The organism is Seramator thermalis (assembly GCF_004138125.1).
In the GTDB taxonomy this organism is placed as follows: Bacteria; Bacteroidota; Bacteroidia; order Bacteroidales; family Dysgonomonadaceae; genus Seramator; species Seramator thermalis.
Genome location: NZ_RXHS01000012.1, coordinates 78,784 through 90,331, shown reverse-complemented (window position 1 = coordinate 90,331; position 11,548 = coordinate 78,784). Strand labels below are relative to the sequence as shown.

At 42.3% G+C, this 11,548-nt stretch carries 7 protein-coding genes and 2 pseudogenes; 3 read left to right on the top strand and 6 right to left on the bottom strand.

What is annotated here, in order from left to right; all coding sequences use genetic code 11:
* Window positions 1-207: 207 nt before the first annotated feature.
* Complete coding sequence (locus EJN84_RS09695; RefSeq protein ID WP_129595237.1) at window positions 208-837, bottom strand: DUF6266 family protein; 630 nt, start codon at window positions 835-837, stop codon at window positions 208-210.
* Between the two features lie 635 nt (window positions 838-1,472).
* Here EJN84_RS09695 and EJN84_RS09690 point away from each other — a divergent pair.
* Complete coding sequence (locus EJN84_RS09690; RefSeq protein ID WP_165004242.1) at window positions 1,473-3,236, top strand: transposase; 1,764 nt, start codon at window positions 1,473-1,475, stop codon at window positions 3,234-3,236.
* Between the two features lie 40 nt (window positions 3,237-3,276).
* Here the strand turns inward: EJN84_RS09690 and EJN84_RS09685 are convergent, their stop codons facing one another.
* Complete coding sequence (locus EJN84_RS09685) at window positions 3,277-4,545, bottom strand: serpin family protein (RefSeq protein WP_129595235.1); 1,269 nt, start codon at window positions 4,543-4,545, stop codon at window positions 3,277-3,279.
* A 225-nt stretch (window positions 4,546-4,770) separates the two neighbouring features.
* Here EJN84_RS09685 and EJN84_RS09680 point away from each other — a divergent pair.
* Window positions 4,771-4,959 (top strand): annotated as a pseudogene (locus EJN84_RS09680) (hypothetical protein); the annotation flags it as partial.
* Between the two features lie 171 nt (window positions 4,960-5,130).
* Here the strand turns inward: EJN84_RS09680 and EJN84_RS12555 are convergent.
* Window positions 5,131-5,235, bottom strand: a pseudogene (locus tag EJN84_RS12555) (sigma factor-like helix-turn-helix DNA-binding protein); the annotation flags it as partial.
* 300 nt (window positions 5,236-5,535) lie between these two features.
* On the opposite strand from EJN84_RS12555, the gene ftsH reads away from it, so the two are divergent.
* Complete coding sequence (ftsH, locus tag EJN84_RS09670) at window positions 5,536-7,416, top strand: ATP-dependent zinc metalloprotease FtsH (protein WP_129595234.1); 1,881 nt, start codon at window positions 5,536-5,538, stop codon at window positions 7,414-7,416.
* Window positions 7,417-7,543: 127 nt separating this feature from the next.
* On the opposite strand, the gene EJN84_RS09665 is transcribed toward ftsH, so the two are convergent.
* From EJN84_RS09665 to EJN84_RS09655, 3 genes are all read right to left on the bottom strand, one after another.
* Window positions 7,544-8,161: a hypothetical protein gene (locus tag EJN84_RS09665; RefSeq protein WP_129595233.1), complete on the bottom strand. Its 618-nt coding sequence runs from the start codon at window positions 8,159-8,161 to the stop codon at window positions 7,544-7,546.
* A 271-nt stretch (window positions 8,162-8,432) separates the two neighbouring features.
* Window positions 8,433-9,110, bottom strand: a complete 678-nt coding sequence (locus EJN84_RS09660; protein ID WP_129595232.1) for a hypothetical protein — start codon at window positions 9,108-9,110, stop codon at window positions 8,433-8,435.
* A 210-nt stretch (window positions 9,111-9,320) separates the two neighbouring features.
* On the bottom strand, window positions 9,321-11,477 hold the full coding sequence (locus tag EJN84_RS09655; protein WP_129595231.1) for an elongation factor G: 2,157 nt from the start codon (window positions 11,475-11,477) through the stop codon (window positions 9,321-9,323).
* Between the last annotated feature and the right edge of the window lie 71 nt (window positions 11,478-11,548).

Sequence of the window (11,548 nt, the reverse complement as noted above, 5' to 3'; positions counted from 1 at the left end):
CTTTACAGTGTTTGGAATTACTATAAAGATACTGATAATCAGCTACTTAACCTTATTTTTTATGTTAAACTTTGTTATATAAAACATTGAATATTAATTAGTTAATTGAATATTTACCGAACTATTGAAATCATTCAGTCGATATTTTAGCTTATAATATCACAGAATTCTACTTGGAGTTGGTATGGAGTTGGTATGGATTTGGTTTTACCATTTCAATTGCCCTATATATACACTCGAAGAATTCATGTTGCCGTTGTTTGTAGATAAATAAGCCCAACAGTGGATAGGATTTTCTTTGTTTGCTTCGGGTAACAATACGGTAACCATTTGGTCGGAGCGAGAACCGATATTTTCGTGAAAAAAACATGATCCTGTTGCTTCATCAAAAAACACCAGCGAGATTTTGTCGTCTGCATTCCCTTGCAATTGCCCTTCAGGTGCGATTTGCCATTTGACAGTAACTTCGGATGTGCTTTTTCGGGTTTCAGCCGTAATCGTTCCCACCGGCGGCAAAGTGCCATCCGCCGGTTGCAGCTTCGAAAAATCGATGGCGAAATCGGGATATTCACCTTCGACGGCCGTTTTCAGTACCTTACTGCAAACTTTTGGAAAAGCCTGAGTGTCGAGATAGCCTCGTTTGATGACTTGGCGCAATGGTGTCAGGCTGCGATTGACAAACGTGAATTTCATACGATTTGCCTGTTGTTTGAGCGTTTGAGGGTTGGCCGGAACGGTATATTCGCGCAGGAAGTTTTTCCCGTTGCGTTTTACCGCAACTACTTTGCCTAATCGTCCGGACATTTCACCAAAAGTGCTTGATTCGAATTTAGCCATTATTTTTTTCAATTTTATCGATTGGTTACCTATAAGACAAAGATAGTGCCGATGAACGCATTATCTTTATTTATTTAATTTCATTAACTTTTTGGAAAGTAATAGTTGCTTGATAGTTGCTTGATAGTTGCTTGATAGTTGCTATGGAGTTAACTTGGAGTTAACTTGGAGTTAACTTGGAGTTGACATGGAGTTGCCTCGGAGCTATGTCGGAGCTATAGCGTAGGAAAGATAGAGATAAGTGGGAGATGACGGGGAAGATGAATGAGGTAAAGAGGTGGGGGATTTGAACAAAAACCATTTGTGAGAAAAATCCGTACCCCTCCAAACATTTTTTTAAAATAAATTCCAAATCGATAAGGCATTTAACTCGGAATTGCTGCGTTGTGGGTTAATAATGGAATCGCCGTTGATCGCAACGGTTATAAAGACTTGCGTAGGATGTATGAGTCCAGTCTAAAAAGGTAATGAGCAAAATTGGTGGTTATAACTGTTCATAACCGGTGGTACTATTTCGTTTAATATCAGTTAGTTAAAAAATTATCAACAATTTTGTAAGTATCTGATAGTCAACGGTAAAAATGTTTCATGTTGAACGCAAATATTTGGATATCAACGAAATAAGTTGTACCTTTATGTCTGAACAAATAAAAGGAAACAACATGTTTAAATTAAACAACCAGCCGGCATTATTCAGTTTCGAGAACGAGCTTTGTAAAAAGCAGCGGGATTTACTTGCCGGTTCAAAAGAGAAATGGTTTCACCATTTGATATTCAGAAATATCCGGGAACAGGATTTTCAACCCTTGTTTTCTGAAAAGGCAAGCCGTCCGAACGTGCCCATTAATATTTTGGTATCCGCACTGGTATTAAAGGAACTCAAAGGGTTGAGCTATGATGAGTTGATGGAAAGCATCCTGTTCGATCTGCGTTTTAAAACAGCCTTGGGCCCGGTAAGCATTGAAGAGGTACCCTTTTCCGGGGCCACCCTGTTTAATTTTCAGAACCGGCCGGGTGAATATGAACAACAAATCGGGGTGAATTTAATTGAACCGGTTTTTGATAGGTTAACCGCCGAACAAATCCGAGAGTTGTCCCTGAAGACCGACATTCAACGAACCGATTCCACGATGGTTTCTTCCAACATCCGGAAATACTCCGGGGTACAGTTATTGATCGAAGTATTGCTTCGCCTGGGGAAAAAACTTTCTGAAACAGACAAACAGGCCATCGGTGAGCAGTTGCAGGCTTACCTGGAGAAGGGAAGCCAGAAATACGTTTACGCTCTAAAATCGAAGGACTTGCCCCATGAACTGGAAAAGCTGGGGCAGGTGTATTACACGGTGCACAACCAAATAAAAGAAAACCAGCGCTACCAGGGCAGCCAGGAATTGATCAATTTCGAGCGGGTTTACCGGGAACATTTCGTGGTGGTGGAACAAGAAATCAACCCAAGGCCTACGGAGGAATTACACAGCGGGATGCTGCAATCGCCCGATGACCCGGATGCCACTTATCGTAAAAAGCGGGAACAGTCCGGCAAAGGATACGTGATTAACGCAACTGAGACGGGGCACCCGGACAACCCCATCCAACTGGTTACCGACATTGCAGTGGCCCCCAACAACACCGATGACAGCCTGGTATTAAACGAGCGGATCGATCCGATCATGGAGAAAACCCCGGAGTTAAAGGAAATGCATACCGATGGAGGTTATGGCAGTGAAGCGAACGACAAGAAATTTGAAGAATTGGGGATCACGCAGGTGACCACTGCCGTGAGAGGCCGTGAATGTGAGGTGGATATAATCATTGCACAAACCGGCCAATCGCCGGCTGGCTACTTGGTGAAATGTCCCGGTCAACAAGTGCTGTCCACGCCCACCAAACAACGTCATAAAGTTCGGTTCGACCTGGCGGTATGCCGGGGATGCTCGTTAAAAGAAAAATGCCCGATGGTTAAAAACAAAGGAAGATATTGTTTTAAACATGAAGACTACCTGAAAAACAAGCGCAACAACAATATCCTGAACATCCCCGCGCAGCGAAGAAAGATCCGGCCAAACGTGGAGGCGCTCATGAAAGAGTTTAAGACCAGGACCAATAACGGGAAAACAAAAGTAAGAGGGATATTTAAAACAACTTTATTCGCGGTTAATGCCATGATTGCCATCAATTTTGGAAGAATATACCGGTACGTGGCCAAAAAAGCGCTTACAGACGGGTTTGATCCGCCAATGCCTACTGCTTTATATAATATTATGTTAATAACAAACCATTTATTGCGAAAATCAGCAATTTTTGTACGTAATTTTTTCGCTAGTTGGCTTTGCCTGGAATATTTTTATTCGAAGGACGTTCTCAGGTTAAATATGCCAGCGATGCGAGCTTTAAATTAAATGTGTTTTTAAACTGGACTCAAAAATGAATAGGGAGTCCTTAATCGTTCAAGTTTTTCACTGCACCCATAAACAGGATTGCTCCCGTGGAGTTCTCCTGAATGATATAAATGAACGGCTTGTCGGCGTTGAAGACCACTCTTTGCGGTTCAGCTGGCATTGATGTCAGTTCCATGCCTACGGTCGTGACGGCTGCCGCCTCTGTGCCCGACTCGTCGGTACTGATATAGGTATCCTGCTTCACGAAAGCAATTTTAGCAGGATGATCCGTCATTCCGGAGAAATCGGCAGCATCGGTAAAGGCAATCTCCATACCCATCTTCGAGAGCACATCGTTCAATTTCTTACTGTACTCCGTCTTGAATTTCGGCAGGAACAGATCCACTTCGGCTTCATGCAATCCCGATTTCAGGCCGTTCCAGTAGTCAGTTTGCCGTGTTGCAGCCACCACCTCCTGCAGCCTCTTCCCCTGCCGGGGTAGTAACACCATCATGCTGAACGCCTGGTTGCCATAGGGTAGTTGTACCATCTGCAGAAGCTGATCTTCTGTATAGTTAAACGTCGCCATTTGTCTCATCATATCAACCTGCTGTATGGTTCCGTCTTCACGGGTGAATGGCAACCGGGAGGTATTTTTTGCGTCAAATTCCCTTGTCCATATCCCCTTGAAATAGATGGCATTGAGCAGATACATCAGATCGTAGGCGTTGGTCTTGTCAATCACTTCCTTAATCAATCCGTTTGTATGATCCGATGCCCATTGGTTAATGATACCCGTGGCAGCGGTACCGGAAAAATCGACAGGCTGCACCGTGGCATCATAATAGGATTGGTTGGTACGGATAAAATCGGGATTGATCAACACCGACTGATTGGTGAAAATAGCATTGGCAATCGAAAGTTTGGTGGTGGGATCCGTTTTTAACAAAGCCTCTTTCAGCTTTTTGTAATAACTGTTTATTAGCTCTTCTTCGGCATAATCTCCCATTTTCAGTGTCTGCTGCATGGCCGATTTGGTTTCACCAGCAGCTCCGTTCCAGGTCATGGCCAGTGCCATGCTCAGGCTGAGCGGCGACACCATGAAATTAAGGTCTTCGGCAACAGACTCTTCATCGAACACATTGGCGAAAAAGTCAAATGCGAACGACTGATCCGATTGAACCATCTCCTTTTCGGCTGACCGCAGACTGATTTGAATGGGGTCCGGCAAATCCTGTGTATCGCTATCGCCGTTGTTTTTATCGCATGACGAAGCCAAAGACAAACCGGCGATGCCCGCTAATAGCAGTGTATGGATTTTTGTTCTCATAATGATTCTGTTTGAAATGATATATATTTACTGTTCATAGATGCATGAAGCAGATAAAATGTTGCCCTTATTCCGTTAAAAAAAGTTATACACTCTTTTTCAGACTGGAAAAGGAGGTTTTCAGCATCATTTTTCTCCCACCGGCTCCGTAACCCGAAATTATTGCTTTATTTTGCAGGTTATTAATTCATCATCAATTATCACCTTTAAATACTGTTTGTTGGAATGAGAAAATGGCGCATTGAAGATTCGGAAGAGTTGTATAATATCAACGGCTGGGGAAACGGTTATTTCTCCATCAACGACAAAGGACATGTACAGGTCACACCCCGCAAAAAAGAAGGATGTAGTGTGGATCTGAGTGATCTGATGCGCGAGCTCTATCTGCGTGATGTCTCCTCTCCCTTGCTGCTTCTTTTGTTCGTTCTTTTCAAGTAACTCCTCTATGACGGCCTCCACCTCACGGGTTAATCTTATTTTTGGGCGTGGTTGTGCCTTCTTATAGATTGGTGCTCTCGATAAATTGATTGTCCGACCTGCTGCTTCACTCACGGCCGTTTGCAGTGCCTCTTCATGTTCTCTGAGATACTTTCTTACCGTCTTGCGACTTATTTGTAGTTCTCGCGATATTTGTCTCTGACTTTTTCCCTCACGATAACTCCTGATGATTATTTCCTGTTTTGTATACATGCTTATCATTTTTATGAACGGATGCTATCCATTCTTGTTGCTGACCGGTATACTTTTCCATTGAAATGTGTGGTTGTGGTACTTTTTGAGTAATATATACAGACGTTTTCTTGCTAACACGATTTATTAGAGTAAAAAATTACCGAATAATTTCATTTTGGCTATCTTTGTGCAATGATAGTCTCTAAAGATATTCAAAAGATTCTATATTTGATACGATATGAAAAAGTTAACTTTAGCCTCAGATTTCAAATCCATCGTTAATCTCGCTTAAGTTCCATTTCAAAACAGCTCATTAAGATGACACCACGCGAAAAATATTCATGGATTTATTGGCTTTCCGCTTTACTGGTATTTATGGGATTGCAATGGATATTTTTCCCAAATACCCAAGGGACAAAGGAACTGACTTACAGTCAATTTCTCGATTCCATTCGTGCAGGTAAAGTCCAAAGGATTGTTTTCCTCGATAAAAAAATAATCGGTTATCTTAATACTGAGGACAGCATTTCGAGGAATATTACAGAAGCACCCACCGCACCTTGGAGGATACGTATTCCGAGTGTTGAACAGCAAGTGCGGAAACAATTTGTTGTCAACCGCATACCTCATATGAATGAAGAATACCTCTTAGCGGAACTCAGGGAATGCGGCGTCGACTTTAAAGGTCATTTCGAAGATAAAACGTTGGAAAATTTTTTTCTGAACTGGATTCTGCCTTTCATTTTTCTCATAGCTGTCTGGGGATACATTTTCAGAAAGATGGGAGCCAAAAATCCCATGTTGGAAATCGGGAAAAACAAAGCCCGTATTATGGCCGAAAAGCCCGAAAATCCGATTACCTTTAAAGACGTAGCGGGAATAGATGAAGCGGTGGAAGAAGTAAAAGAACTGGTCGATTTTCTGAAGAATCCTTCAAAATACACCCGCTTAGGAGGTAAACTGCCGAAGGGGGTTTTACTTGTCGGTCCTCCGGGTACCGGAAAAACGTTGTTGGCAAAGGCCGTTGCAGGCGAAGCGGATGTCCCGTTTTTCAGCATAAGCGGTTCCGATTTTGTGGAAATGTTTGTAGGGGTGGGAGCGGCAAGAGTACGCGATCTTTTTACGGAAGCCAAGGCTCATGCTCCCTGCATCATTTTTATCGATGAAATCGATGCCATAGGCAAAAGCCGGGCCGCAGCCGTTTACGGAGGAGGATATGATGAACGGGAAAACACCCTGAATCAACTGCTTGTGGAGATGGATGGTTTCGATTCGAGCGTGGGTGTAATCATTATAGGAGCGACCAATCGTCCTGAGGTTCTCGATCCTGCTCTTTTAAGACCGGGTCGTTTCGATCGGCAGATCGTTGTTGATAAACCCGACATGAAAGGACGCGAAGCGATTTTTAAAGTACATACCGCCAATATTAAATTAGCATCCGATGTCGATCTGAAGCGGTTAGCTGCACAAACTCCCGGTTTTGCGGGCGCAGAAATTGCCAACGTATGCAACGAAGCTGCTATTCTGGCTGTCAGGAAAAACAGAGATGCGGTTACCATGGGAGATTTTGAAGCAGCTATCGAAAGGGTAATTGCAGGTTTGGAGAAAAAGAACAAATTGATTAACGAGAAAGAACGGAAAATAGTTGCTTATCATGAAAGTGGCCATGCCATAGTTGGCTACTTTACACCGGGAGCCGATGAAGTGCAAAAGGTTTCCATCGTTCCCAGAGGAATCGGAGCATTAGGCTATACCATGCAAATGCCTCTGGAAGATCGATATCTGATGACCGAAAGCGAACTGAGGGGCAAAATAAAAGGGTTGCTTGGAGGTCGAGCAGCCGAAGAAATCACCTTCGGAGAAATATCCACAGGAGCTTCCAACGATTTGGAACGAGCCACACAGCTGGCACGAAACATGATCGTGGTGTACGGGATGAGCAAAAAATTACCGAATATTTCCCTGGTAAGCAAGTCTGAGTCCGGTTTTTTGGGACATGCACCCGGTATCGAACGCCGATCGGAATACGTCGAAAAAATAATCGATGAGGAAACGACCGAACTAATCAATTCATGCTACGAAGAAGCAAAGGAACTGCTGAACGAGAAAAAACTTCTGTTAGAAAAAATGGCTACACTTCTTTTAGAGAAAGAAGTAATCAATTACGAGGAAATTAAACAAATCTTAGGAAATAAATGAAAAAACCGGAAATAGTGTAAAAATAATGGTCAAGATTCATAAGATTGTTGATGAAAACCGGGATTTTTTGTTGGCTTCGTTAAAAGTTTTGGAAAGGTTTAAACTTTGAGATCGCCGTTTTCCTTTTTTATCCATTCCTGCGTGTAGTTTTTTGTTCTTCATAGGCTTTTGTTATCTCGTCTTTTAGTTCACTGTACTTTTTGGGGTTGGTCAGTTTTTCCAGCGAATTTATTGTAATCGAACTTTGGCTTCTTTGGTAATTATCAAGACGATAAGTGGGCAAAACATAAAAATCCCATTGTTCCAATTTTAACGGGTCAATGGTATTTTTGTCCTTATGCTTCAAGAGACAGAATACATAAACGTCAGCATGTCGTTTTGGTTCGTCACGGTAAATATTCGTTTCAGCATCCCAATATTTGGTCGGTTTGATTGAAAACGAAATAGTCGAAAACCTTTTTTGATCCCAGCTTTGGATGTATGCGGCAGATTTGACTTCTATTTTTATTCCGTCATCTGTAATCAAGTCGTAAGCATCCCATTCATCTCTCAAATTTTCAGAGTTTATTCCAATGGCCGTTCCTACAATAAATTCGGCAAGTCTTCCACGTGTGGCATTACTCAAAAGGTCAGATACGCTCCAGCGCCAAAAGTCTAGTAGATTGTAATTCGTATTCAGTCCATTGTCTGTCAAACATTCGTTACCGTTTTTCAGACTTGCTTTTCTTCGTTTAAGTTCATTCATGTTAAATTGGACCAACGTCCACCATTAGGTGCTGTTACATCTTCAAGGAGCTTTATGGTTTCGTCAGCAGTGTTAACTTAACGGATTAAACCTAATCATATTCGACCTTTCGGAAGTTTTCAGCCTACTTTTTGACCTATAAGTTTAATTTTATCTTCGTGTAAGATTTACTTTGTTTTTTTATCAACGCTATGCTTCTTTAAATTTAAAACTGAATTGCCGAATTAAGGTAATTGATAAATAATATCAAATTAAAAGTGCCAATTTCTCTTCATTTCTTCATGCGTTTTTCCAGAAAGTTTTTCTTGAGCGCACTTTGATACAGCTTATCGAGCGATTTTTGCAGGTCTTTGCCTTGTTTGAAATCGGTGGAGAGTAACATGACTCCAATCGTTTCTTCGTCTATTTCTCTAAGTCTGAAGACTACGGTTTTGTTTTCGACACTTTTCTGATCCGACATTTTAACATGATAGTCTTCGTTGGGTTGAATGTCAAATTCAATATCGTCGAATCCCATTTCGAAAATACGAAATTTTTTCATTTTGCCGTTTGGCAGGAAAAGTAATCGTCCGTCGTTTCGGGTAGTTGCACTCATGATGAGTTTTCCCGACTCAGTAAGCGATTCCACCAACACACCGGATAGAGGATTGTTGTGATAATCTGCTACGGTGACTGATATGGTATCTTTTTTCGATTGAGGCAATCTTTCTACAGTGGTTTTTTCGCCATTGTATTCGTCGGTATCGACGATGATATAATTATTTATTTGTCGGTATGTTCCATTTCCTATCTGATTGGATAACCCCCCGACTTCTTCCATATCGAATAGTAGTCGGTTGCCTTCGAATTTCAACAGATCGTTTCCATTACGATAAGAGCCTTCCATGTTTTGAGCAAAAATAGTGAGTGTAGTTGAAAGCATTAAGTAGATCAGATATATCTTTTTCATCGACAGAGTATTATGGGTTTGTATTTGTCATTTTCCACAAATGTAACACAAAATATTTTTTTCGACGAATTTTTGTTCCAATTTAACCAACAGATGCGAAGTATTTCTCGTCGGTTAATTTATTGCGTGATTAAAATAAATGAGAGCTGCCGGAGGCAGCTCTCGCAAAAAATAAAAATGGTTTTGTGTATGGATAAAAGGGCGTAATGATTACTCTTCTTTTTCTTGAGCCTCGTATTCTTTGAGCAATTTTTCTTGCACATCCGAAGGAACAAGTTCGTAGCTTGCAAACTTCATCGTGAATGATGCTCTACCGCCTGTCAGTGAGCTAAGTGTGGTAGAGTAGGAACTCATTTCTTTCAAGGGAACTTTTGCTTTAAGTTTCTCAAATCCTTTTTCGCTTTCCATTCCCATGATTAGAGCCCTGCGACCCTGCAAATCGCTCATCACATCTCCCAAATATTCGGATGGCACGGAGACTGTAACATCATAAATGGGTTCAAGAATTTTGGGACCTGCATTTTTGAAGGCGATACTAAAAGCGTTACGACCTGCCAGCATAAAGGATATTTCGTTGGAATCCACAGGGTGCATTTTACCATCGTACACGATAACGCGCACATCACGGGCATACGATCCGGTGAGGGGGCCTTGTTCCATGCGCCCCATGATGCCTTTGAGAATAGCAGGAAGAAATCGTGCATCGATAGCTCCGCCGACAATGCTGTTGACGAAAACCAGTTTTCCGCCCCAGTCGAGATCGATTTCCTGAACATCCCGAGCCTGAACTTTATATTCTTGTCCGTTGAATCTATATATATCGGGCATTGGCATTCCTTCGGAGTAGGGTTCGACAATAAGATGCACTTCGCCAAACTGACCTGCGCCTCCCGATTGTTTTTTGTGTCGATAGTCGGCACGTGCAGCTTTTGTGATGGTTTCGCGATAAGGAATTCTTGGTTCGATAAATTCGATCTCGATTTTGTCGTTGTTTTCGATACGCCATTTGAGCGTTTTGAGGTGAAATTCGCCCTGTCCCGAAACAATGGTTTGTTTGAGTTCTTTCGAATTTTCCACGATCCAGGTCGGATCTTCTTCGCGCATGCGCGTAAGAACTTCGCTTAGTTTTTCGGCATTTGCTTCGTTCACCGGCCGTATTGCGCGGCGATAACGTGGTTCCGGATATTTTATAAAATCGAAAATATGATCGACGCCTTTTGCATTAAGAGTGTTTCCAGTCCTAACGTCCTTAAGTTTTACCGCAGCGCCGATGTTGCCGGCCTGTAATTCTTCTGCTCTATTTCGAATTTGTCCTGCAACGGTTTGTATTTGAGCAAGTCGCTCCTTGGATCCTCGATTGGCGTTGGTGAGATCATCTCCCTCTTTCACAGTGCCGCTCATGACCTTAAAATAAGAAACTTCGCCAATGTGTGGTTCTACTGTAGTTTTAAAGAAAAATAAGCTGGTAGGTGCTGTAGGGTCGGGTTTCACTTCGTTGCCGGCGTTATCTACGGGTGCAGGCATCTGATCGGGTGAAGGTGCAACCATACTTAAGAAATTCATCAGGCGGTGTACTGCCATGTTTTTGGCCGACGAAGCACAAAAAACCGGGAAAATGCTCCTGCTTGTGAGCCCTTTCTGAATCCCGTCGCGCATTTCCTCTTCGCTCAAGGTGCCCTGATCGAAATATTTTTCCATTAAGGTTTCGTCGTTTTCGGCAGCAGCTTCAAGCAATTGACGATACAACTCGTCGGCTTTTTCTTTTTCCTCCGATGGTATGTCAAGCACGGCGGGAGCAGTATCTCCGGGATTCCATTTATACATTTTTTGTTTTAATACATCTACTATGGCTGCGAAATGGCTTCCGCTTCCGATAGGATATTGAATGGGTATTACTTTGTTCCCATACATTTCCTTCAGGCTGTTGAGGGTATTGTCGTAGTCTGCTTTTTCGTTGTCCATTTGGTTAATAAGGAACACGAGAGGTTTGTGCAACGAATCGGTATAACGAAATTGGTTGATTGTACCAACTTCCACGCCATTACCTGCATGAATCACCATTAGAGCAGTATCTGTTACGTGCAATGCAGAAATAACTCCCCCCACGAAATCGTCCGATCCCGGGCAGTCGATGAAATTCATCATCTTATCTTTCCATTCGATACTGAATAGAGTGGAAAACACCGAATAACCGTACTCCTTTTCTACCGGGAAATAATCGCATACCGTGTTGCCGGCCTCAACCGATCCTCTGCGTTTTATAACTCCACTCTCGAAGAGGATAGCCTCAGCGAGGGTGGTTTTACCTGATCCCGAACTGCCAATAATGGCAATGTTTTTAATGTCTTTCGTTTTATAAACTTTCATGATGAGAAGAATGATTTAATATTTCAAGAATTATGCAAAATTAAAACGACTTTGCTTTGTGATTTGCCGCA

Excerpts from the sequence above, each read along its gene's own strand:
- EJN84_RS09685 (WP_129595235.1), bottom strand. The coding sequence starts at position 4,545 with ATGAGAACAAAAATCCATACACTGCTATTAGCGGGCATCGCCGGTTTG.
- EJN84_RS09655 (WP_129595231.1), bottom strand. The coding sequence starts at position 11,477 with ATGAAAGTTTATAAAACGAAAGACATTAAAAACATTGCCATTATTGGC.
- EJN84_RS09690 (WP_165004242.1), top strand. The coding sequence starts at position 1,473 with ATGTCTGAACAAATAAAAGGAAACAACATGTTTAAATTAAACAACCAG.
- ftsH (WP_129595234.1), top strand. The coding sequence starts at position 5,536 with ATGACACCACGCGAAAAATATTCATGGATTTATTGGCTTTCCGCTTTA.
- EJN84_RS09665 (WP_129595233.1), bottom strand. The coding sequence starts at position 8,161 with ATGAATGAACTTAAACGAAGAAAAGCAAGTCTGAAAAACGGTAACGAA.
- EJN84_RS09660 (WP_129595232.1), bottom strand. The coding sequence starts at position 9,110 with ATGAAAAAGATATATCTGATCTACTTAATGCTTTCAACTACACTCACT.
- EJN84_RS09695 (WP_129595237.1), bottom strand. The coding sequence starts at position 837 with ATGGCTAAATTCGAATCAAGCACTTTTGGTGAAATGTCCGGACGATTA.